General features: G+C 31.8%; 26 protein-coding genes. 9 read left to right on the top strand and 17 right to left on the bottom strand.

Annotation, left to right across the window (positions count from 1 at the left end; genetic code table 11):
* Window positions 1–81 precede the first annotated feature (81 nt).
* The 3 genes from AAGG74_RS15950 to AAGG74_RS15960 form a co-directional block, all read right to left on the bottom strand.
* Window positions 82–501, bottom strand: a complete 420-nt coding sequence (locus AAGG74_RS15950; RefSeq protein ID WP_429676190.1) for an aminoacyl-tRNA hydrolase — start codon at window positions 499–501, stop codon at window positions 82–84.
* A 64-nt stretch (window positions 502–565) separates the two neighbouring features.
* The gene (pepF, locus tag AAGG74_RS15955; RefSeq protein WP_429676191.1) at window positions 566–2,359 is read right to left on the bottom strand and encodes an oligoendopeptidase F; all 1,794 of its coding nucleotides are present in this window, start codon (window positions 2,357–2,359) and stop codon (window positions 566–568) included.
* Window positions 2,360–2,666: 307 nt separating this feature from the next.
* Window positions 2,667–3,158 (bottom strand): hypothetical protein, encoded by a 492-nt coding sequence (locus tag AAGG74_RS15960; RefSeq protein ID WP_429676192.1) that lies wholly within the window; start codon window positions 3,156–3,158, stop codon window positions 2,667–2,669.
* Window positions 3,159–3,806: 648 nt separating this feature from the next.
* Between AAGG74_RS15960 and AAGG74_RS15965 the strand changes: the two genes are divergently transcribed.
* On the top strand, window positions 3,807–4,058 hold the full coding sequence (locus tag AAGG74_RS15965; RefSeq protein WP_429676193.1) for a hypothetical protein: 252 nt from the start codon (window positions 3,807–3,809) through the stop codon (window positions 4,056–4,058).
* A gap of 556 nt (window positions 4,059–4,614) precedes the next feature.
* Here the strand turns inward: AAGG74_RS15965 and AAGG74_RS15970 are convergent.
* Window positions 4,615–6,027 carry an ATP-binding protein gene (locus AAGG74_RS15970; protein WP_429676194.1) on the bottom strand — a complete coding sequence of 471 codons (1,413 nt, stop codon included), beginning with the start codon at window positions 6,025–6,027 and terminating at the stop codon, window positions 4,615–4,617.
* Between the two features lie 177 nt (window positions 6,028–6,204).
* Window positions 6,205–6,849, bottom strand: coding sequence for a hypothetical protein (locus AAGG74_RS15975; protein ID WP_429676195.1), 645 nt, complete (start codon window positions 6,847–6,849; stop codon window positions 6,205–6,207).
* A 276-nt stretch (window positions 6,850–7,125) separates the two neighbouring features.
* Between AAGG74_RS15975 and AAGG74_RS15980 the strand changes: the two genes are divergently transcribed.
* Together AAGG74_RS15980 and AAGG74_RS15985 are read left to right on the top strand one after the other, a co-directional pair.
* The gene (locus AAGG74_RS15980) at window positions 7,126–8,304 is read left to right on the top strand and encodes an ATP-dependent DNA helicase (RefSeq protein WP_429676196.1); all 1,179 of its coding nucleotides are present in this window, start codon (window positions 7,126–7,128) and stop codon (window positions 8,302–8,304) included.
* 108 nt (window positions 8,305–8,412) lie between these two features.
* Window positions 8,413–8,835 carry a carboxymuconolactone decarboxylase family protein gene (locus AAGG74_RS15985; RefSeq protein WP_429676197.1) on the top strand — a complete coding sequence of 141 codons (423 nt, stop codon included), beginning with the start codon at window positions 8,413–8,415 and terminating at the stop codon, window positions 8,833–8,835.
* Window positions 8,836–8,923: 88 nt separating this feature from the next.
* On the opposite strand, the gene AAGG74_RS15990 is transcribed toward AAGG74_RS15985, so the two are convergent.
* Together AAGG74_RS15990 and AAGG74_RS15995 are read right to left on the bottom strand one after the other, a co-directional pair.
* On the bottom strand, window positions 8,924–9,343 hold the full coding sequence (locus AAGG74_RS15990; RefSeq protein WP_429676198.1) for a DUF4262 domain-containing protein: 420 nt from the start codon (window positions 9,341–9,343) through the stop codon (window positions 8,924–8,926).
* Between the two features lie 33 nt (window positions 9,344–9,376).
* Window positions 9,377–9,904 carry a hypothetical protein gene (locus AAGG74_RS15995; protein ID WP_429676199.1) on the bottom strand — a complete coding sequence of 176 codons (528 nt, stop codon included), beginning with the start codon at window positions 9,902–9,904 and terminating at the stop codon, window positions 9,377–9,379.
* 282 nt (window positions 9,905–10,186) lie between these two features.
* On the opposite strand from AAGG74_RS15995, the gene AAGG74_RS16000 reads away from it, so the two are divergent.
* Window positions 10,187–11,008, top strand: a complete 822-nt coding sequence (locus AAGG74_RS16000; protein WP_429676200.1) for an ATP-dependent DNA ligase — start codon at window positions 10,187–10,189, stop codon at window positions 11,006–11,008.
* A gap of 46 nt (window positions 11,009–11,054) precedes the next feature.
* On the opposite strand, the gene AAGG74_RS16005 is transcribed toward AAGG74_RS16000, so the two are convergent.
* The 4 genes from AAGG74_RS16005 to AAGG74_RS16020 form a co-directional block, all read right to left on the bottom strand.
* A complete protein-coding gene (locus AAGG74_RS16005; RefSeq protein ID WP_429676201.1) occupies window positions 11,055–11,411 on the bottom strand; it encodes a hypothetical protein in 357 nt (118 codons plus the stop codon).
* Window positions 11,412–11,509: 98 nt separating this feature from the next.
* Window positions 11,510–12,088 carry a hypothetical protein gene (locus AAGG74_RS16010; protein ID WP_429676202.1) on the bottom strand — a complete coding sequence of 193 codons (579 nt, stop codon included), beginning with the start codon at window positions 12,086–12,088 and terminating at the stop codon, window positions 11,510–11,512.
* 115 nt (window positions 12,089–12,203) lie between these two features.
* The gene (locus AAGG74_RS16015; protein ID WP_429676203.1) at window positions 12,204–12,722 is read right to left on the bottom strand and encodes a hypothetical protein; all 519 of its coding nucleotides are present in this window, start codon (window positions 12,720–12,722) and stop codon (window positions 12,204–12,206) included.
* A gap of 135 nt (window positions 12,723–12,857) precedes the next feature.
* Window positions 12,858–13,370, bottom strand: a complete 513-nt coding sequence (locus AAGG74_RS16020) for a hypothetical protein (RefSeq protein ID WP_429676204.1) — start codon at window positions 13,368–13,370, stop codon at window positions 12,858–12,860.
* Window positions 13,371–13,561: 191 nt separating this feature from the next.
* Here AAGG74_RS16020 and AAGG74_RS16025 point away from each other — a divergent pair, with 191 nt between their 5' ends.
* Window positions 13,562–13,879, top strand: a complete 318-nt coding sequence (locus tag AAGG74_RS16025) for a hypothetical protein (RefSeq protein WP_429676205.1) — start codon at window positions 13,562–13,564, stop codon at window positions 13,877–13,879.
* A 58-nt stretch (window positions 13,880–13,937) separates the two neighbouring features.
* Here AAGG74_RS16025 and AAGG74_RS16030 read toward each other — a convergent pair whose 3' ends face one another.
* Window positions 13,938–14,150 (bottom strand): hypothetical protein, encoded by a 213-nt coding sequence (locus AAGG74_RS16030; protein WP_429676206.1) that lies wholly within the window; start codon window positions 14,148–14,150, stop codon window positions 13,938–13,940.
* Window positions 14,151–14,440: 290 nt separating this feature from the next.
* Between AAGG74_RS16030 and AAGG74_RS16035 the strand changes: the two genes are divergently transcribed.
* Window positions 14,441–14,884, top strand: coding sequence for a hypothetical protein (locus AAGG74_RS16035; protein ID WP_429676207.1), 444 nt, complete (start codon window positions 14,441–14,443; stop codon window positions 14,882–14,884).
* A complete protein-coding gene (locus AAGG74_RS16040; RefSeq protein ID WP_429676208.1) occupies window positions 14,885–16,447 on the top strand; it encodes an anti-sigma factor domain-containing protein in 1,563 nt (520 codons plus the stop codon).
* A gap of 51 nt (window positions 16,448–16,498) precedes the next feature.
* Here AAGG74_RS16040 and AAGG74_RS16045 read toward each other — a convergent pair whose 3' ends face one another.
* The gene (locus AAGG74_RS16045) at window positions 16,499–17,125 is read right to left on the bottom strand and encodes a CAP domain-containing protein (protein WP_429676209.1); all 627 of its coding nucleotides are present in this window, start codon (window positions 17,123–17,125) and stop codon (window positions 16,499–16,501) included.
* A gap of 297 nt (window positions 17,126–17,422) precedes the next feature.
* Between AAGG74_RS16045 and AAGG74_RS16050 the strand changes: the two genes are divergently transcribed.
* Both AAGG74_RS16050 and AAGG74_RS16055 read left to right on the top strand, forming a co-directional pair.
* Entirely contained in the window at window positions 17,423–17,599 is a 177-nt protein-coding gene (locus AAGG74_RS16050) for a hypothetical protein (RefSeq protein ID WP_429676210.1), read from the top strand.
* 233 nt (window positions 17,600–17,832) lie between these two features.
* Window positions 17,833–18,327, top strand: a complete 495-nt coding sequence (locus AAGG74_RS16055) for a CcdC protein domain-containing protein (RefSeq protein WP_429676211.1) — start codon at window positions 17,833–17,835, stop codon at window positions 18,325–18,327.
* Between the two features lie 97 nt (window positions 18,328–18,424).
* Here the strand turns inward: AAGG74_RS16055 and AAGG74_RS16060 are convergent, their stop codons facing one another.
* From AAGG74_RS16060 to AAGG74_RS16075, 4 genes are all read right to left on the bottom strand, one after another.
* Window positions 18,425–19,456: a hypothetical protein gene (locus tag AAGG74_RS16060; protein WP_429676212.1), complete on the bottom strand. Its 1,032-nt coding sequence runs from the start codon at window positions 19,454–19,456 to the stop codon at window positions 18,425–18,427.
* Window positions 19,457–20,182: 726 nt separating this feature from the next.
* The gene (locus AAGG74_RS16065; protein WP_429676213.1) at window positions 20,183–20,407 is read right to left on the bottom strand and encodes a hypothetical protein; all 225 of its coding nucleotides are present in this window, start codon (window positions 20,405–20,407) and stop codon (window positions 20,183–20,185) included.
* A gap of 136 nt (window positions 20,408–20,543) precedes the next feature.
* Entirely contained in the window at window positions 20,544–21,341 is a 798-nt protein-coding gene (locus AAGG74_RS16070; protein WP_429676214.1) for an RNA ligase family protein, read from the bottom strand.
* 13 nt (window positions 21,342–21,354) lie between these two features.
* Complete coding sequence (locus AAGG74_RS16075) at window positions 21,355–21,477, bottom strand: hypothetical protein (RefSeq protein ID WP_429676215.1); 123 nt, start codon at window positions 21,475–21,477, stop codon at window positions 21,355–21,357.
* Between the last annotated feature and the right edge of the window lie 122 nt (window positions 21,478–21,599).

Genomic DNA, 21,599 nt, shown 5'->3' on the forward strand with positions numbered 1-21,599 from the left:
TTTATATTTAATTATAGGTATTTTTCGTTTAAAAAGTTGAAATTCCTAAAAAAAAGCCCAGTATAACTGAGCACAATCTTCTTAATACAAACTTAAATGGTCTGTTAACCCTTGAAATTGATCGTCATCACAAGGACCTAGTGCAACACAAGTCTTTGTAGGCACACCATTGAAACGAGTTAGACCCGAATCAATTACCAGATGGGCCGGTATCCCTTTATCTAAAGCTTTCTGATAAACATCCATCAATTCATCTTCAGAATTAACAGACACTGCAATCTTTCTATGGATACCTCTTAACCATTCATCTATAGGTGATCCCACTTCAACATCTAAAGAAAGCGTATATTTTCCGTTTTTGATTTCTGGCGTTGATTCTTTTAAAGAATTGCCATCATTCATCATTTTCAAAAATACTCCGAGTGAACCGTGACTCCCTTGAGCAATTGCTTTACCCCTCATTTTTAGATCTTTTCTCATTACTAGTACTTGTTTAGCCATAACATCTTCTCCCTATATGCAAAACTGGAGTTGAGCAACACCCAACATCCAGTTTTATTCTAATTTATTTTGTTAGTTCTTCTAATTCTTTAACCAACTCTTGAAAAACTGTAAGAGCATCTTGAATTGGCTTCGGAGTAGACATATCAACACCCGCTCTTTTTAACAACTCGATCGGATAATCTGTTCCCCCACTTTTAAGAAAATCTAAATAACGTTTTACTGCTGGCTCCCCTTCTTCTAAAATTTGCGCGGCTAATGAAATTGCAGCAGAGAAACCAGTAGCATATTTGTAAACATAAAACGCAGTATAGAAGTGTGGAATTCGTGCCCACTCCATTGCAATTTCTTTGTCCAGAACAATTCCTGTTCCATAGTATTTCTTATTAAGATCATAATAAATGTTTGATAACACTTCAGCTGTAAGCGGTTCGTTATCAGCGACACGTTGATGTGTAATTTTTTCAAACTCAGCAAACATCGTTTGTCGGTATAATGTAGTACGGAATTGATCAAGGAAATAATTGATTAAATAAATCTTCATTTTTTTATCATCAGTGTTTTTTAATAGATGTTTCATCAGTAACACTTCGTTAACCGTAGAAGCAACTTCTGCCACAAAGATTGTATACCCAGCGTAAGTTTGAGAATTATGCTTGTCACTGAAATAACTATGCATAGCGTGCCCCATTTCGTGCACTAGGGTAAACATCGAGTTCAAATTATCTTTATGGTTAAGAAGGACATACGGGTGAACTCCATAAGGACCCGATTGATACGCGCCACTTCTTTTCCCTTCGTTCTCATATACATCTATCCAACCGCCATCATATGCTTCGTTAAGTTTATCTATATATTCTTCTCCTAAAACAGACAACGCTCGTTTCATTGTATCGTATGCTTCTTCATATGTGATTTTTACATCTAAGTCTTTAACCAGAGGCGCAAACAAATCATACATATGTAGTTCATCGACGTTTAACATTTTTTTTCTTAGATTTAAGTAATCCTCCATCGGCTTAATATTCGAATGAACAGTATCGATAAGGTTGTCGTATACATCCAACGAGACATTATCACTAAACAGTGATGCTTCTAACGATGAAGAATGTTTTCTCATTTTAGAATAAAAAAGTTTAGCCTGATGAGATCCATATAGAGTCTCTGCGAACGTATTTTTGAATTCTTTAAACTTTGCATAAATTGCTTTAAAAGCTTGTTTCCTGACTGAACGGTCTTTACTCTCCATATATTGAATGAAATTGCTTTGTGTTAACTCGACTTCTTCACCTTTTTCATCAATGATCTTAGAGAAAGTAAGATCAGCGTTGTTTAATTTTTTGAAAATTTGAGACGAAGAATTTAATAAGGAAGTTTGCGACATAATATACTCTTGGTCTTTTGTAAGGGTATGCGGTTTATATCTCAATGTTTTTTCAAAAGATTTTTTATAAAAAAGAAGTTGTGGTTCTTCATCATAGAAATTTTCCAAAGTTTTTTCATTTAACGTTAAAAACTCACTATGGAAAGCTGACTCTATTTTGGAAACAAATAATTCAAGAGAAGTTAGCCTTTGACTTAGCTCTTGACGTTTTGGATCTTTGGTGTCTTCATCGCCTTTTAAATAAGCATAAACAAAGACTTTTTCTATAATAAAATCCAATCGATTTGAAAGTTCAATGAACTCTAATAAATTTTTCGCTGATTTTACAGAACTCTCAATTTTAGTTTCCATTTCTTTTAAAATAGACTGTGCTTCTTGTTGAGCATTTATCCAATCTTTCTCATTTTGATAAATATGTTCTAATTTCCATTTGTGTATATCATCAATTTCTTCTCTTTTTAGTACTTTAGACAAAGTAATTCCTCCGATGACTTAATTTTTAAATTTATAAACTGATTATATTGTATAAAAATAAGTTTTACCAAGAGTTGCCCTTATTTTTTGTATTATGACTTAATTTTATTGGTATGTATTTTTTCTTTTGTTCCTTTTCAACTTTAAAGAAGTCAAAAGAGAACTTATCTCGTTGCTCCTTTGTTAACAACCCCATCTTTTCAAACACTTTATTAATAACTTTAATTTTAATCCTGATCTCCTCCTAAAAAACCCTCAATTAGAATGAGGGCTTTATAATTTTATTTGAACTTTTTCTTATAAGAGATTAACAAATATATGTCTCTTCCCCTGTGACGATTGCTTCCTTAAGTAATTGAAAATAAGCTGACAGAGGTTCACCATCAGCAACAGATCCAGTATGATATCCATCATAATTAGTATCTTTTGTAGGATTTAGTATGACTTCATAGCTAACACCTGTATAATCATTGCGATATTTGTAGGTAACTTCTTTGTTGATATTTCTTCCAGCTTCAAGCTTAAACATCTCGTAAGAATTCAAAGTTAATTCGATTGATTTTATCTCCCTTTCGAATCGATTCAACATATTCTTTCTGTTCAACCTCAATAATTCCCCTACTCGTTTGATTGCCGCCTTACTTTTAAAATGTAAACGAACTTTGTATTTAGTTTCGCAATCATATTCTGAAGAACGTTCATTAATTGCTAATAATAAACAAGCTACACCTTTCTTATAATTTAATTTTTCAATACCTTTTGCTTTTTTCTCTACTTTCTCTTCTAGTGTCATTGCCATTTCATTTCCCCCTTAAAACTTTTAGAAATTATAGCACGTAATTCAAACAACAGAGAAAAAACTTGTTTATTACTACAAACGTTTCCGTAACTTTTATTTTCGCAACAAAATCATCTGCTATTTGCAATTGTTTTAGTCTTTTCCTAAAGTTAAAATCGCATATTGGCTTCATATCGGTAATTCAAGTCCAATTTACATTGATCTGAAAAAGAAAACACGATATACCTAGGAATCCCTCTTATTTTTCGAACTCACCCAAATGTTAGAGGTTGTTTTTGTTTCTTATATTCTAGAATTTCAAATAACGAAAAAACATCTACGCAATTCGTTTCGTTTTTTTGAGAGTAGCGGTTTTCGTTAGTGGGACAAGCAAACAGGAGACACCCAAACAGTTCAACGCAGGGGAACACAAGCAAACAAAATATATTTAAACAGCACACTTCTGCAAAATCTCCTCGGACACACCACATACTCAAACTCTCGAACCGATAAGAAAAAATTTTCCCCTACACCTTTCTGCTGCTTCCCTTTTGCTACATTAATGAGGTGTTTAATCATCATTCTAAACCCTTAATTTTTCCGTGTTTTTCCTAGCTTTTAAACAAAGAATATATAATAGAAATGAATTAGAGATATGGAGGCGCAAGAATGGACTTATACTTCGACAACAATACACCAACAAAGGATTTTAAGATGGATTACGAACGAGCTTTAGACTGGTTTTTGCCACTTCGGAAAAAAGAGGAATCAGGACAACATTTATCTAACATTGAAAAGTTGAAATATGAATGGATATTGAGTAAATTTCTCCTACCACTAACAGAGATTCTTCTAGATTTAGGAGAAGAAAAATATTTAAAGTTTCCCGAAAATCGTTTTACATATAATTCACTTATATAAGTTGAAAATTCAAAAAAAAGACTCCCCTAGCGGCGTTCGGAGTCTTTTTTTAATTGCAGACCAAATGCTTAATGTAAGAAATAATCTTATAATTGCTTACTTTTGTCTTTTTTTATCTTTACTTCCGTGTTTTTAGCCTATTTATGAACTATCGACACCCCTTGCGTCCTTTTTAGATGAATTATAATTTTTTCATACAAAAGAACCCGAAGGGTGTTAAATGAACCCTTTGCTTCAAATACTTGATAACAGCTCACATTATTTTAAAAAACATAATTAAATTTATTCACAGAATCTAATGAGGTTTTGCTCAAGAGTAATAGACAAATACAAAAACAGAGGCGATATTCAGGCTCATTAGTGATCTTCTTTATAAACTGATAAGAAAAATTAGAAGGTTAACAACCTAACCCTATCTGAACATCACGCACTCCCATCTTCTCGTTTTTATCGCAGCATCAATTTCATCCATCGAAGATAGTTTTAATTATTCTATACTCATTGATGAATTCAGAAAACAAAAAAGTGCAAAGCATAACCTTTGCACTTTCTCTATTTATATCGATGCAATTAAAGCTTCCTTTTCGAATCCTAAAGCTTCCTGCAATCTTTCTTTTACTTCTTCCGGAACTGAGCTGTCTTGCAAAAGTTTATTTATTGTAAAAGCAGCAGACAACAGTTCATTCATATTAAATCCAGTATGACTCACCTGTTGCTGAATTTCATTCAATCTAGCCAATTTCCGATGTTTATTGTTAACAATCATTTTATATGTTTTAGGCTTCACTTGGTTTATGTTAGCTTTATCAGTTTTTCTGTTTTTCGTTGCTTTTTTTCTTTCTTCAAAAACAGGAATCCCGCCTTCAAGTTTCAATCTATTTCTCATTTCTACCATCATAGGTTGAATAATTTCAGAGATCTGACTTTTTAAAAACTTTGTTGGCGCAACGTTACCTTTTTGAAAATTCATTCTGATTTCATTATCTAAATCACTTTTGCAATTGATTTCAATTCTGAATCTATTTTTAGCATTGTGACGTTCTCCATAAACATCATTCCAAGTCAGCGCTTTTCCAACCATCCGTCCTTCTCGATAAAAGTACACACCTTGATTTGTTTGGTTAATTGGCAACTTCAAGTTTTTTCCGTTGAATATTTTCCCTTTCCCATTAGGGTCAGGCTTTGGAACAACAGAAGCTGAGACTTCAATAAAAGTTGTTTTTTTGTGTCCAGCGGCATCTTGGTATTCAACAGGAACCGCTTCTCTTTGAGCTACAACATAAGTTTCCTCTAAATCTAGCATCAAAGGATCTATTCCTTCAATTATCTTTCCTTTAACCGGCATATCATTAACAGAAAAAGAGATACCTTTTGAAATAAAATTTTTGTAAGTTAGTCCGATAAACTGTTCCATTTGTTTAACGAATGTCGTAAAAGAAATATCATAGTTATCACAGTTTTTTAAAATCAAAATTGTCCCAGAGCGTGTTCTTTTCCCTAGTTTACTTTTGAAAAAGATAACTTCTTCATCATTAGCTTTCCTAACGTTTGTTTTAAACTCCCCTAAACTCTCCATTTTATTGATATTAAATTCTCCGAATAAAATATCTCCGGATATTGTTTTTGTTAAGATTTCAAATTGAGGGGTAATACAGAGTGCAGCAGTTTTCATCCCCATTCCATATTTGCCTAATTGATCGATTCCAACTTTTAATTCTTTGGCCAAAGTCAATGAATGGTGCAAGGTACTTTCACTCATACCCTTACCGTTATCAATAACCAAAATATTTTTCTTTTGGAGATTATTGATATATGTATATACTTCAATATCCCTTGCACCGGCATCTACTGAATTATCTAATAGTTCTCCCATTGCCGTCTGCATATTAAATCCGGAATTTCTCAATACGCGTAAAAGTCTTACATCCGGAGTAATGTCTACTAAATTATTTCTATACTCACTGTTCATATGTATTGTATCTCCTTTATGTATGTTACCATTTTGAAAAGATATGTTTTTCGATAAATTTAATTTTCTTCAAATATTGAACTAAGTATATAAAAACAGAATTTAAAAATCAATATATTTTTTCAAGACACATTTTATTAAAAAAGACACTTTTATTCTTAAGTGCCTTTTTATTTTTTAAATAAAGCTACGCTGCGAACCAGTATCAACGTAAAATTCAAATACGCGTTTTGGCGGATTAGATATGAGTGAATCAACCATTCTTTTAGGAACGTGATTTCTGTATTTCTCCATCAAGAGTTGAAACAAGTATTTTGTTTTTAAATACCTTTCATTGTTCATTCCTTTTGTGCGTTTTTCGAAATACTCAGTGATCGATCCGTATTTGTTGCTAAACATATCTTTATGGACATCATTAAAATCAATTTGTTTCAATGAGTTGTTATCAAGGTTTACGACGAATATTCTCCAAGTTTTTTTCCCGAAATAGCTTTGTTTTCTTATGTTTTTAAATAACATAAATTCTTCTTCCATTCCATCAAGGAAGTTATTATCAAGACTTATCATATATGTTCCAGTATCTTTGACCACCCAAATAAACTTTCTTGATCCTTCTGTTTCTATGGTCAACCGATTATAATCGTGTAAATAAAAATCTTCTTTATCTGCTTTAACAAATTCTTTCACAATTTCATACATTTTAAAAAAAAGAGGCCTTTTCTTTTTATCTCTTTTAATTTTTTTCTCTATATACTCCAAATACTCATCCCGTTCTTTAACACTAAAGCTGCTATAAAAAATTGCGTGTGGTATTTGCCTCAAAAGTAATCATTCCTTAACTGTTTTTTCAAATCAGAACCACTTGGCGAAAAAACATTGCATACAACTCCATATACTTCGAATTCAAGATAAATTAAATGGGGTTAGTTTTCGTTTTCTATTTTATTCCTTTGATCTTTTATATTTTCTCTTTTTTTTAAAAAATAATATCTATATTTTTTTCTAATGCAACTTATTTTATTTTAAAATAACTAAAGTGAAAAGATTTATTTTTTGGTAATTTGCTATTCACATAAATACTTATTAAAAGGAGCAACTATGACACTCTTATCCCAGGAACAAAGTTTTGCCTCAAAAGGCATAAATGAATGGATTAAGAAAGCGGACCAGCAATACTGCAAACTTGTAGGCTATGCCGGAACAGGTAAAACATTTCTAGTGAACTACATTATTCAAGAAAGCAATCTCAAACCAAACGAGGTCGCATTTGCCGCTTTTACGGGAAAAGCCTCTTTAGTCTTAAAAACTCGCAATAAAAAATACAATTGTTCAACTATTCATCGGCTTATATATGACACAGAAGAAGGTCCTAATGGCCCCGTCTTTGTTTCGAAAAACAAAGACCATAACACTTTAAAAAAATTGAAACTTATAATTGTTGATGAAGCTTCTATGGTTCCCAAAAATATATTTGAAGATTTAATATCGCTAGGCATTCAAATCCTATTTATTGGCGATGAAGGTCAGCTCCCTCCTATCGGTAGCGAAATATTCAATGTTTTAGAAAACCCAAACTTTAGACTTACTCAAATCCATAGACAAGCTGAAGGGAATCCAATAATCTGGCTATCTATGTTAGCCAGAGAAGGAAAAACAATAAACCCTGGTAAGTACGGAAAAAATGTATATGTTTTAGGACGAGGAGAAGCGAAAAAAGAATTGATCGATAAATTGTACTTACGCTCTGATCAAATCCTTTGTGGGTATAATTCTTCTAGAAAAAAAATTAATGATCGGGTTAGAGAATTAAAAGGATATTCAAACCCACTTCCGCAAATTGGTGATAAACTCATCACTTTGAAAAATAGTTGGGATAATGTTATTGATGGTTTCCCTTTAATAAATGGAATGACAGGGTTTGTCGAAAAGGTAAGTTACGAAGTAAACGAAAAGGATATTAATATTGATTCTATTAAACTTGATTTTATGCCTGACTTCTTAGAAGACCAATCTTTCAGAGGATTGATTATTCCCAAATCCGATTTCACTTCAAAGGATCCGCTCAAACTATCAAGAGAGGAATTTAGCTTATATGAGAGAGCGGATTATGGTTATTGCATCACCACACACAAGAGCCAAGGCAGCCAGTATCCAAATCTGTTTGTTCGTAATGAGATTTTGGACAGCAAGACACACAATCAATGGCTTTATACAGCAATCACAAGAGCTGAAATCAATTTAATCTTAGATCTTTTCCCTTCTAAATTAATAGCGTAAAAAAACAAAGCGAGATATTTATATCTTGCTTTTTCTTTTTAAAACACCAAGAAGGTTTTCCTTATTTTCACTTGATTAAAAGTAAATAAACTATAAGGAGTGACTGCTTTGACAAGAATAAAAGAATCCAAATTTGGAGATACACCCTTTCAGAAGCTTTTGGGCCATAACAGGGACATACTAACCGGATGGAATCAACTGGGTGATGCATTAGAAAAAGACGGATACCTTAGCGCTCGTTTAAAAGAACAAGTGCGTAGAACTTTGGCTCAAAAAAATGGCTGCGAATATTGCAGAGCTAAAGGAAAACCTGATCCTAATTTATTTGATGAGAAAACATCTATATCTGTAGGCTTCGCAGAAGCATTTTTAACTCAAAAAGGAAATATTTCAGATGCTCAATTCAATATTTTAAAGGATAGTCTGACTGAAGCTGAAATCAGTGAATTATGCGCCTTTATAACATTTACTACAGCTTCGCAATATTTCGGAGCGTTAATGGAATTAAAACCTGCTGTTAGTAATGAATAAATATCTCCTCTTCAATTTTATTTATTGCTAATTAACAAAACATAAAAGAAGACCTTATCCTAGTTTATAGATAAGGTCTTTATTTTTATTAATATATAGTATCCCAAATCAACTGTTTATCATAATAAGGTTTACAATTTTTTTCATCAGGAAATTTACCTTGATCATCCGGAAGTATCATTCTCAGAACAGATCGATTACCTTCCTTTTGTTTAACAAAATAAACATCAAAATTCTCAATTATGTCATCATAACGCTTTTCAGTGACAATCTGTTCTCCATTTTTAACCCTTTCAACCAAATTAGCAAGCAGTATTTGAATCATTTCTGGTGGTAACGTTAAAACGATTTGAAAATCCATATGATTGAAATTTTCTTTAACCCCGTGGGTATGTATGTTCGCTAATTCTCCCTCTTCTGTCGGGAAAACATAGTCTGTCACCCAACCATAGTTATCCATCATTTCTTGTCTTTGCGCTTCAAGTAATTGAAATCTTTTATTATCCATCACTGACACCTCTCAATATTTTTCATCTTATTATTACAAGCTATAATAGCACTCTTCTTTTTTTGATCTTAATTTCAATACTAAACCGAATGCTTCTCCAAAACTTGAACACATTTTGTATAATTTCTTTTCAGTATCGTTTTTTTTACGCTTATATACCCCGTACATATTTGTTGCAATGATATACGGGATCTGAGTTAACTCTAATTCTTGAGGACGATCTTTGTGCTTTATAATGCCGTCCACAACATAGAATCGTTCACCTAACTGTAAGAGTTGATTTTTACTCAGTCTAGTTTGCGCTGCAAAAACCACTTCGCCTACTTTGTATAATTGATTGAATTTAAATTTCTCGAATTCATCTTTAGATAAAACCCGAATCTCTGCTAACTTTACTAATTTCAAATCCAGTTTATTACCATCAGTTTTTTTGTTTTTGAATAAAGTGACATCGTCCTTGTAAATACCATCTTTAATAAAAACATAATCGTGTGCTTCTACTTGGTCCACCGTTGAAATATTTCTCATTCCATCTAATTCAGTTTGATACATTTTTGTCATTATCTATCTCTCCAATTATATTTTTGACCGAAACAGCTTTCTATTTAAGTCAGGATTGATCATATTATATATCGTTGTCTCTTTTATTAGAAAAAAATTTTTAAAAAATAAACTATTAAGAATTGGTCCTTTTAATTCACGGTTTAACTAGTTGATTTTTTTCATATATAAACTGCCTTCAATTACACGAATCACCGTATTGGTAAAGCTTAACTCAACAACCATTCGTTTAATAATTACGTCCTTTTTAATCTTTGTTAGTATAGGTATGAGGTGAAAGATATGTTTGTCAGCCCTATGCTCCTTGAACGAGTTGAAGAACCTAAAAATACAGATGATTATATAACAGAACTTAAACTTGATGGTATTCGATTAATACTTACCAAATTTGAAAATAAAATGCGACTTTACTCAAGACATAACAACGAGATAACATCTTTATTTGATGACATATTAGAAGGTTTAAATATTCCCAACGGCACAGTCTTAGACGGAGAAATTGTTGTTCCAGGGAAAAATGGTCACCCCGATTTTGAAGCTTTAATGGAGAGGTTTAAAAGTAAAAAATCTACCCACCCTATCCAATTTTGTGTTTTCGACATTATATATTTCGAAGGTAAAAACATTTCATCTTATCCTCTTATAAGTAGAAAAGAGATATTATCTCAAATCAAATTCACAGATAAAGTTGTATACCTTAATTGGTTAACTGGGAACGGCACTCCTTATTTTAATGTAGTCAAAGAATTAGATCTGGAAGGCATAGTTCAAAAGAAGATTGAATCTAAATATCAGATTAACAAGAGATCTAAAGATTGGTTAAAGATTATTAATTATAAATATGCTGACGTTTATTTAATGGGAATATCAAAAAACAGAAAATCTTTTTTACTTCAATCTTTGGATGGTCAATCAATAGGATCAATGGAATTTGTGCCAATACAACAGAGAAAAATTATATATAATGAAATCAGAAATACCGGAATAACTGAGAACGATAATTTCATTTTTTTTAACAAAAAGATTAAATGCAATGTGAAATTTAGAAACTGGACAAGCAACGGTAAGTTACGTATCCCATCTTTTAATAAATTTATCTCTTAAAACAATAAAAAAGCTAACCATTAAATGTTAGCTTTTAAATTATTTATTAAACGTTTTCCAAACCCATCATTTTTGCCGCATATTGACCAGCTCTTGCATCCCCATTTTTGGCTGCAATAGCAAGAATAATCGCACCATCAAGTGTATATGCACCTGTATCAATAACTCTTTTTCCGTTAATAAATGCTTCATAAAAATATTCATCCGAACTACCAATTCCTCTTTGTTTTGATATGATAATTTCAGGTGTAATCACATAGTATTCATCAATATAACGATTTCCATAAAATTTTCTGATTGGCTCAATGAGTTCATCCCTATCAAGCCGATCATTAATAATTCCTTGGATAAATCCTTTTTGGTGCTTTTTAAGATTTTCAAAGTCCATATTTCTATTCAACATTTTAAAATCTCCTTTATTTTCATTTTCGAAAGTATACAACATAATTTCTCGCTAAGATGAAAAACAACAAAAAAACCCCGTAGGGTTTTTCTGTTTAATCATTCGGATTCATCTTTTTCCTCCGGAACCTTATTGGTTTCTATGTTGATTTTCTTGTTCCCATCAGCCTTTTTCTTTTTATGTTTTTTCAAAATGATAATCATTAACAACACCAAAATTACAAATGCACCCACAAAAAACCAAATCGAATCATTTAATATCGTTGTTTTTAAGCTAACTATTTTATATTCCACTTTAGCTTCTAATTTCATACTGTCATCTTCATTATGCAATGTTTGTGCCACTACATAATCTGATCTTTCTTTTTTCTTTTCACTGTATGGCACTTTTAAATAAACATCAAAATAATATTTTTCTTGTGGTTTTATGGTGACACTTTCTTCTTTAACTATTAAGTTCCCGGTAGATGATAAGTGTACTACTTTTGTGTTTGTACTAGCATTTTTGACATAGTACCGATATAGATAGATTTTCTTCCCAGGCTTAACCTGTTCTTTAATGACAACTTTACCAGGCGTCATTCTTAAGTGAGTTGTAATCGTCTCGGCTGCTTGTACATTATTACTTGTGACCATAAAAAGAACAACGATTAACAGTGAATTTATTAATTTCTTCATATGTACCCCCTTTTATTTAGATTGAATTCATTTTTGTTTTTAACATTCCTATCTGATAATACACATTCCATTTAGGTCCTCTACAAACAAAAACCTAAATATTAATTATTTAGGTTTAGATCGCAGTCCAAGAAAAATCAAGTTTTAATGTGAATTCAGCATCAAAGTTTTTGTTCATTCTTAATTTGAGATCAATCATTTTGGAAGTACCAGCATTTAAGTCGAAAATATTCTTACTAGTTGGTCCGCTTAAATAATTAGTTGCTGTTGTCGTCCCTGCATTAAAAAAATATACATACAACCCATTATTGTTTGTGCCACCGTAACTCCAAGTAATTTGATCTGTCCCTCCGTCTATCCTAGTAGTCGTTCCTTGAGCCCAGATATGAGCATTGGATTCCCCTCCATTTGTAAACGTGTAAGTATCAATTACCGAAGTGTCAAAGTAACCCGATGCATTCCTCTCAGCTTTCATATTCAATGTATTATTAGGGTGCTGACTAGTCATAGAGACGTCTAATGTAGGTTGTTCCACTTGTATGGTATATGTATATGACGACTCTGCATTTACAGTGCTATACGGGGTGAATACAAAAGCAAATCCTAATAGTGTAACTCCAATCTTTTTAAACATAAGATATCAACTCCTATCTTTCGATATTTTATTTAGATTTTGCGTTTTTTCAAACAAACTTAGTAAAAAGAATTCCAAAACAAAATTCAGCAAAATAAAAAGACCTTCTTTCTAGAAGATCTTTTCGTAACTCCATTACTTTGCTCTTGAATTAAACTCTGCTTTTAAAGTAAACGCTGAATTAAAGTCTGGATCGAATTTTAACCCTAAATCAAACATTATAGACTGGCCTTTATTTACTGTGAAAGCATCTCTTTCTGTTGTTGTCAGATAACTTCCGCTTTGTTGATACGGCGTGGTTGTTCCTGGTTGATAGAAAAACGCTCCCAAAGATAAAGAATCAGACGGAGAGGTAACTAATTTTAAAGATTGTGTTCCTCCATCAGTTCTTGTTAAAGTCCCTTTTGTGCTTGTTATAGCATCAACCTCACCTGTATTCTCGATTTTAATTGTATCTAATGTATAAACAGGATTATTCCGATCAATTTTCAACGAATGCTCGGTCTCTGTAGCAGTGCTTGTTACCGCAACAGCTAAAACCGGCTGTTCGACCGTGAGAGTGTAAGTAAAAGATTCAGCATTAACAACATTAAACGGAATCACCGCAAATACACAACCTAGTAATGCTGCACTGACTTTTTTAATCATAAAACACCCACTCCTTTCTTTTGGTATAGTACCTAACTTTTAATAATAATCAACTAAATAAAAAAGTATTTTTATCTCAAATCCACTATCACCTACGATTCATTTTATATCATATTTAAAATAGGTTTTTTTTGCAATAAAGGGAATCCACGATACAATAAATACATAGCGAACAAAAGGAGAGATAAGAAGTGGATAAACGGATTATTCTTAATATGAAAAATGGATCATCTATGCATCTATCTGAAATTGAAGGGGTAAAAGAGAAAAATGACATTTCTAGAGTTTGGACAATATATGACGAAAAACTTGTATTAGAAAACTCCCCTTACAACCCTATAACAGGAGAAAAAGTGAATGACCTTTTAGACGCTGATTTAGAGCACCTTAAAGGCGCTGTTATAGAGGATATTGTTCACGATTGGAATATCAAAAAAGATAAATTTTATATTTCATCGCGTTACATCTCTTTAAATCAACCAATTACATTATTAATTGAACTTATATAGATTTATACATAAAAAAATTGGCCTAATATCTTAAAAGATATTGGCCTTTTATTTATTTTTAACCCTTATTATTAATTTTATTTCCATCGAATGGTTCTTTATCTACGTTATTATCCCACCCGTCTACAAATAAATATTCTCTTTTTTCTTCTCTAAGCAACAAATCGGCCAGATCTTCAACTGAATTGATCTCAGATTCGTGTTCTTTCATCACATCTATTATGATTTCTCTAGCCATTAAAAATGTAACTGCTGTTTGTTGTTCTGTCATTGTTTCTCCTTCTTCCTTTTTAATTTTCTTAAACATTTTATATGAGAAAATTATTTTTATGGAAAAAATAAAATTAAATTTAAACAGAGTGAAGTTTGTAGTTTGTATGAAATTAATTCTCAAGGGTAAGGTTCAAAAACAAGATAATTGACCTATAATTCCCATAAATGATAATTAAAGCGTTTTGATTTCTGTGTATAAAATTTCCTAAGAAAATTTTTTCAAAAAGCATTGTATTTATATCAGAAATAAGAGAAAATATTGCTTGTTTGTTAGAAAGGAGGAAGGCTATGATCTTTGATAACCTTATGCAAAAAAAGGTAGCTTCACCTTCTAAAACTTCACGAACGCACTCTAAAATCAGCAAAGAAGATTTAGCAGCAGAAGACAACCGAGAATACAATAAGGCTATTATAGACAGACAAAAAGAAATTAAAAGTTTTTCAAAGGAATTGATTCGCTTTAATTTGTCTATTGCAACTCTTGTTTCTCAAAAACCGAAAAAAACTAAAGAAATAGAACAAGCACTTGAAATTGCAAAACTGATATCTGATGATCCGAGTTTAAAAAACTCATTCCAGAACGACAAAGGAATACCAATTGAATTCATTCTTCAACAGTTGGAAGTCCCGAAAAAGTTTCTGAAAAAAAACAAAAGTTATTTAATTGCTATTACATTGCTTATTTGTGGTCCCTACACTGAAATGAGAAAATATTTTTTGGGAGGCTGTTGAATGAAGAACGGCGTTGTTTTAGAAATGTACAGAAGCAGCGTAGCAGTACTAACGCCTAACGGTGAGTTTTTAAAAGTCCGAAAAGACGGTATCATTTGTGAAATCGGAGAAGAAATTTGGTTTCACGAATCAGATATCATATTGCCTAAAACAATCAGTTTCTTGAATAAATTAGGGAAATTCACGTTCCCTCGTTATGTAACAACAGGTTTAGCAACAGCAATTATGATGTTAATGTTCCTCCCTTCGGCAGTACATAGCGATTTCGCGAAGGAAGCTCAAATTAATAGAATGATTGAATCTTTACTTGATGTATTCGGGAATGATCAAAACGCCGAAAGCCATATCGGGAAGAATATAGTTGCATTTGGCTCAAAAGACAATACCAGTGAGAAACAATCTGAAGAGAATTCAGCAAACGAAAAACAACCAGAAAAACAAATCGAAACTACTTCGACTGCAAACGAAGTTCTTGATACGGAGAAAATGTATGATAACGAACAGTCAAACTCCGATATCAATGTTCCCCTACTGGGTAACGAAGGTTACAATTCCGAAGATGAAAATGAATACGTCAAAAACGAAGAGCAAGGTTTGTTGACATACACTGATTTTTCATCAATGAAAACATTTGTTACATTCCCTAAAGAAACTTTTGTTGGCAAAACCAATAATTCATTAGATGTTGATCAACAATCACCGAATCGCCCAACTGTTGATAGAGATATATTGAAACCTATCGAACTGGCTTTTGGAAACTCAGAAAGTGAAGACCGGTTTTCTAATTCTAGAAAAATTGTTCACCCTAACAAGGACAAAGAAAAAACCAAGGATGTCATCAATAACAACCTTTCACCTGAGAAACCTGGGGATTTGGTTGCTGTCAACGATATCCCTAAAAAACCGGCAGAAGATAAAGAAACTGCGAATCCCGGAAATAATAATACAAAAGGCAACGATCAAAAAAACAATGAAAAAGACGATGATTCGACAAACGATGAAAATCCTATATCAACTCCAAGCATTAAAGATGAATATGTAGGAGCAGACACTTGGGGAGATGACGATGATTCCGACAAATCGGAAAATCAAACACCACCCCCATCACCACCATCAGATATTCAGGTGCCTTCTGTTGATCCAAACGAGCCAGATGATACACCTACAGTAACACCACCTTCAAATAGCGACATTGATATGAATGCGACTTGTCAGAAAGATGGTTATTACGTGGAGTATGAAACAATACTTACCTTTGAGAAAAACGCAAATGGCGAGGTTGTAGAAATTCCAAAACGTGTTCCTATAAAAAAATACTGTGAAGCACCTTCTGTTCCTCAAACTACTGATAAACCGGCCGTTTCAGACGAGAAAATGTCTGATTCACCGGTTGTCGAAAATGACGAAAAAGTAGATGCCCCTCCGAGCGCTTCTTATGACTCGGGGAAAACAGATAATCAAGAAAAAACGGATAAAGTTTCTTCTCCCGAAGAAGAACTTCTCCCACCTAGCGAATCTTACGAATATACTCCGGCTGAAGAAAGTTTAACCTTTAATGGTTAATGCGTTCTTCACCAAACAAAAAAGGACACTTTATTAAGTGTCCTTTTACTATTAATTTGCAAACATTTGAACCCAGTAATACCCTAGGTAACCACCTTCTGAATAACCTGCCCCTATTCGTGTGTAATCAGGATTTAGCATTGCTTCTCTATGAGAGTCACTGTTCATCCAAGACTGTACCACCTGTTCTGGGGTTGTCTGTCTTGCTGCTATATTTTCTCCTGCTTTAGTAAATGAAATTCCAAAATCACGCATCATAACAAACGGATCACCATAAGTTGGGCTATAATGAGAAAAATAATTATTGTCTCTCATATCATTAGCTTTATAACGAGCTACCCTACCTAGTTTCCAATCGTAAGTTAATGGCGCAATCCCGACTTTTTGTCGTTCTATATTAGTAAGACGAATGACTTCGTTTTGCAAACTCTTAATCTCTGATAAATCTGGAATTTTAATTGTCTGCCCAGTTTTTAATTGGTTAATATCTACGCCTGGGTTGACATTACCTATCTCATCCGAGCCCATTTGATATCTGTTAGCGATAATATTGACGGTTTCACCATCTTTAACTACGTAATTAATAGTAGTTATTTCGGATGCTTCTGCCTTTGTATGATGAATAGCAAAAGAAAATGCTATTGCCAAGAACAAGACAGGTAATAAAAATTTCCTCATTCTTTGTTTTTTCCTCCTCATTTTTTGTTTAAAAACCTATGTAAAAAACAAAAACCTTTTATAGAATACTATGTTTTTTTATTTAAAACAACAAAATCCACTCAAAAAAAACATTGTAAAATATAACATTTGAAATTTTTATAAAAAATATAAAAATATATATCTTTTAAAACACTTATTTTTTATTTTTCCACAAAATAAAGATTCCTTCTTATTTTTTAAAAAAAGGAAGGGAAACTGATAAACGAAATGAAAATTAAAATTTTGTCTTTTAAATCCTGTTGAAAGCAGGTTCCAGTGAAATTAGCTAGAGCAATCATCAAGCCTATCGCAGAATACTTATATTCAGTAAACACTGAAACATCACATACAAAAAAAGAGATTGTTAATTTAGTTGATATCCCTTTTGAAACCGAATATATTGAGTCAACGAAAGAACCCGTACAAATGACTCTATTTGATTTCATAAGTTAATAATTGGTGTTTCATTCAATGAAACAAGAGCAAGAGGAAATTATAATTATTACTTAGAAATAACCAATTAATCATTCTAATTATAATGAATAAATTATAAAACTCGTTTAAAAGTATAAACGAGTTTTTTCTTTCGTTCTAAATCGAGGCAGAACAAAGGAGGAAAATTGTAAGTTTTATGTAAATGTCTACCTGACTACTCTTACTTATTTTTAGAAAGGATGTTTTGTTTTTTGGTCATCATCGGATTTATTACTGTAATACTTATTTATCTTGTTATTTTAGCCCTTTTTTATCGGTACAAAAAAAAACAAAAAGACAAGCCGATCAAAAGAAATGGCTATGGGATTTTAGCTCCAATCCCAATATTCTTCGTTTTATTCGGTTTCATCACCTATGAAATGGCTGCAACTGCTGGAAATGATTTTGTTGTTCCGGCCATATGGGAAATCTTAATAGCTGCTGTTTTAGGTTTGATATTTGGTTACATTATGATCACACAAACATTTTATGAAAAACGAGAAGACGGACTTATTTACTCTAAACCCAATAAAAACTTTAAATACGTTATTATCGCTATTATTGTCATACGCTTAGCGCTTACACAGTATTTTAAAGACCTTAATCAATACGAAATGTTAATTCTTGCTTATTCACTTGCATTCGCTTATTTAAGTGTATGGAGAATAGGAAGTTTTATTAAATTTAGAAAGATTCATAAGTCTTAAATCGAAAAAATAAATAACAAACAAAAACAAAAAGGCCTCTCCGGTAATACTCAGGAAAAGCCTTTTTGTTTAGTGCCAGTAAGTTTAAATTTATTATTTATATTTTCCTTTTAATTATATCTAAAATCTTTATGATTAGTTCATTTTTTGTTTTCGCAAAATAAATCTTATGTTCGAATGCAGTGTAATATCCAGCTTCACATTTGAAATAATATAATCTAAATTTCGCAGCATTCCCATATGGACCGAATGATATTACATATTTATTTTTAATGCTTGTAAACATATTTATAAATAAATTTCCGGGCAATGCTTTTTGTAATATCTCTTCTACGTTTTTGAATTCCTCTTTAACTTGAAAAGGTATATAACGTTTTAAATCTTGATTATTTTTAACGTTAATTATTTCTTCGCGTTTTCCCACTTTATTAAATTGATTAAAAAAATTCACTTTATATAGTTCTTCTATCAGTTTTTTACCCTTTAAATTTGTCTTTATATAGAATCCACAAGGGATTTCTTCAACTGTTGTTTTAGAAACGTAGTCGTATTTCTTTTGCACCCACTCTCTTTCTGGATCTCCAAAAGAAATAACTTTTGAAAAATCTTTTATATAAAATTCATTTTTTTCGAAGTTATAGAATACTTCATTCGACACATTTCTCAACTCTTTAAATAATTCATAAATTGAAACGAAATGGTTCATTTCTGAAATAGCACTACTATTCCATTGAATATTAAATGCATTCGTGATTTTCCCGCAAAACTTTTCGAAAGACTTATAAAATTCCGTAAAATACTCAAAACTTCCCATTAACTCATATAATTTTTCTACACCCTCAATATAACCAAAAAAACATCTATTTTCATTTCTTGTTTCGAATTCAATTCTAAAAAAATCATATATAGTAAACTCTTGATATTCGCTGAATTCTATACCGTTTTTTTCTCGAATAGGAATAGGGTTAAATATTACATCCTTCTTGCCATCATAACAAATATCGAACCCAGTTTCTTTTGCTATTCTTCTTACAATCCGTCTGAATTCAGGTCTGTTTACAATGTAACAAGTGGGATAACTATTTTCGATACAAGTTGTAATAAGTTTGCTATCTTTTATTTTTCTCATTGTTTAATCACCTTTGATTATTAAAATTGTATCTGTTTTTGTTTATTTGTAAAAATGCCTAAAGGAGAGGCCTTAATTAAATATAAACAAAGCATTATTACCAATTTCTAATTTGTATTTTCACTTGTCATATCAACTCATTCAAGGATAGTTTTTACAGGATTACTTAATTGTGATCAGCTGAGTTTCATAATAAATTCCAGCTTTCATTTGAATTTAAATAGATCACTTATATTATATCGTTTTTTTGAAAGTCAGTTAAAAAAACATTTTTAAGAAGAGATTTATATTTATCTTTCTTCTTTTTTCAGAATATTTATTTCCATTTCCCTCCGCCTATAACGAAGCACTTTTTTCTCGTTTTTTGGAACGTACGTTTTTCGCACTTTTTTATTGACTTATCTTTTATTACATAGTTATATATATTCAACAGTGCTCACACGCCTCTTTTTCGTAATGAAAAATGCGGACCTCAGTGAGACTTTTTTTATATCCATATATAGAAAATACTGACAACACAAGCAGCTAAAACATTAAAAATTCACGAGGATCAACTCTTAACGAACAGCTATTGTTAAGAAAGTCTTTCGAAACTATAAAGATAATTGATGTGTTCGTGTGACAATACAATATTTATATCATCGCAATCCTAAAAAGGCATTACAATTTATTCCGAAATTCATATTGCTTTAAGTGAGCTATATATACATTCATTAAATAACCTTTTTATGAAATGAGTTTTTCTAACTCTACTAAATTAATTGTTGTCTTATTCTTTTTCACAAACTGTCCAGTAACTTGCAATGGCACTTGGATTTCAATAAAATGTTCCTTTGTTTTCTTTAAAGATGCCTCTTGTATTTCTTCTCCCTCAAACACTTCTATATCATTTAAACAGTTTTTTATTAAACAATACACTTTAACTTCCACATAGACAGTCATAGTAACCATTACCATTCCCCCTCTATTCTTAAAATGTTCCTTGGATTTGCATCTATAGCGATCTGCTTAATTTTCACTTATATATTTTTTCAACTCTATTTTTTTTAAGAAAGCCACAGAAATAAGTTATCTGTGGCTTTTATTTTTATTTACTTCTAGATAAAAACTTGATTGTTCTTTCATAATCTTCAAATCTGATTTTTGTAATTTTACTTCGATTTTTCGAACGAGCAATTACTCCTTCAGATTTTCCAGTTGCGTTAATTCCCACTTTCGTTTCACTGAATTGTTGCAACCATAAATTCGTTTCATCAATGGTTTTAGGCATTTCTGATCCTTGGATTGTTTTCAGTAGCGGAGATGTCGGCAAACCATACAATTTAACAAATTCAGACCGATTATCGCAATCATAGAATGGCTGCTTCCCGTTATCCCTCCAAGATGCAATTTTGTCTAGGGGTAATTTTAAAAGGTCTTCTAACTCGTCTATATCAAGAAAAAATAAATCGAAAAGCCTGCCGTATTGAGTATGATCAATCGTATACTCTTTGGATTTTCGTGTTTTTTTACCTCCATATGACTCGAAATATGTAACCAACAAACCTTTGAGACCTTTTAACTTATTTGACATTTCTTGAGCGATCGGCTCAAAATATTTCGCAATGTTACCGGTCGGGTTTCCAATTCTATCCCCTTTTGCAAATAGTAAGTCTTCTCTGGATCCAATTAAATAATCAACTTCTTCTCCATCCCCAAGGAAAATAATTCGAGAGTTCTCCCCATCGATTTTTTCATATAAATTAACCACTTCATCATCGGCAAAAATAGATGTATCGATTCTATCTTCTTGGAGTCTCCCCTTTTGTCCTAACTGGTGGTAAGTAAGAATACTAGGATATTTCGTAATCGAATTAATTTTTGTAAAATCAAAAGCATACTTCATTTTAAAATCTCCTTTAATATATTATTTTTAAAATTATAAAATAAAAGTTCCCTATATTTAAAAAAAAATAAAAAAGAGCAAAATCTTCACCCTCTTGATCTTCACCCTCTTGATCTTCACCCTCTTGGTTTAACACCCTCACCCTCAATTATCTGCAAGAGACCATCAATTCGTAAGTCTTATCGCTACACTCAAATTGCTTTATAAAATCAAACGGCCATAGAAAGGTGTGCAAAGTTCCATTTCGCTTAAATTGCA

It is taken from the genome of Bacillus mexicanus (assembly GCF_050445615.1).
GTDB lineage: Bacteria > Bacillota > Bacilli > Bacillales > Bacillaceae > Bacillus > Bacillus mexicanus.

What these genes read in the sequence shown, in the direction of transcription:
- AAGG74_RS16040 (WP_429676208.1), top strand. Translation starts at nt 14,885, where the DNA reads ATGAAGAACGGCGTTGTTTTAGAAATGTACAGAAGCAGCGTAGCAGTA.
- AAGG74_RS16005 (WP_429676201.1), bottom strand. Translation starts at nt 11,411, where the DNA reads ATGTTGAATAGAAATATGGACTTTGAAAATCTTAAAAAGCACCAAAAA.
- AAGG74_RS15970 (WP_429676194.1), bottom strand. Translation starts at nt 6,027, where the DNA reads ATGAACAGTGAGTATAGAAATAATTTAGTAGACATTACTCCGGATGTA.
- AAGG74_RS15960 (WP_429676192.1), bottom strand. Translation starts at nt 3,158, where the DNA reads ATGGCAATGACACTAGAAGAGAAAGTAGAGAAAAAAGCAAAAGGTATT.
- AAGG74_RS16060 (WP_429676212.1), bottom strand. Translation starts at nt 19,456, where the DNA reads ATGAGAAAAATAAAAGATAGCAAACTTATTACAACTTGTATCGAAAAT.
- AAGG74_RS15990 (WP_429676198.1), bottom strand. Translation starts at nt 9,343, where the DNA reads ATGGATAATAAAAGATTTCAATTACTTGAAGCGCAAAGACAAGAAATG.
- AAGG74_RS16020 (WP_429676204.1), bottom strand. Translation starts at nt 13,370, where the DNA reads ATGATTAAAAAAGTCAGTGCAGCATTACTAGGTTGTGTATTTGCGGTG.
- AAGG74_RS15995 (WP_429676199.1), bottom strand. Translation starts at nt 9,904, where the DNA reads ATGACAAAAATGTATCAAACTGAATTAGATGGAATGAGAAATATTTCA.
- AAGG74_RS16070 (WP_429676214.1), bottom strand. Translation starts at nt 21,341, where the DNA reads ATGAAGTATGCTTTTGATTTTACAAAAATTAATTCGATTACGAAATAT.
- AAGG74_RS16000 (WP_429676200.1), top strand. Translation starts at nt 10,187, where the DNA reads ATGTTTGTCAGCCCTATGCTCCTTGAACGAGTTGAAGAACCTAAAAAT.
- AAGG74_RS16035 (WP_429676207.1), top strand. Translation starts at nt 14,441, where the DNA reads ATGATCTTTGATAACCTTATGCAAAAAAAGGTAGCTTCACCTTCTAAA.
- AAGG74_RS16010 (WP_429676202.1), bottom strand. Translation starts at nt 12,088, where the DNA reads ATGAAGAAATTAATAAATTCACTGTTAATCGTTGTTCTTTTTATGGTC.
- AAGG74_RS16030 (WP_429676206.1), bottom strand. Translation starts at nt 14,150, where the DNA reads ATGACAGAACAACAAACAGCAGTTACATTTTTAATGGCTAGAGAAATC.
- AAGG74_RS15965 (WP_429676193.1), top strand. Translation starts at nt 3,807, where the DNA reads ATGGACTTATACTTCGACAACAATACACCAACAAAGGATTTTAAGATG.
- AAGG74_RS16065 (WP_429676213.1), bottom strand. Translation starts at nt 20,407, where the DNA reads ATGGTTACTATGACTGTCTATGTGGAAGTTAAAGTGTATTGTTTAATA.
- AAGG74_RS15950 (WP_429676190.1), bottom strand. Translation starts at nt 501, where the DNA reads ATGGCTAAACAAGTACTAGTAATGAGAAAAGATCTAAAAATGAGGGGT.
- AAGG74_RS16045 (WP_429676209.1), bottom strand. Translation starts at nt 17,125, where the DNA reads ATGAGGAAATTTTTATTACCTGTCTTGTTCTTGGCAATAGCATTTTCT.
- AAGG74_RS15980 (WP_429676196.1), top strand. Translation starts at nt 7,126, where the DNA reads ATGACACTCTTATCCCAGGAACAAAGTTTTGCCTCAAAAGGCATAAAT.
- AAGG74_RS16015 (WP_429676203.1), bottom strand. Translation starts at nt 12,722, where the DNA reads ATGTTTAAAAAGATTGGAGTTACACTATTAGGATTTGCTTTTGTATTC.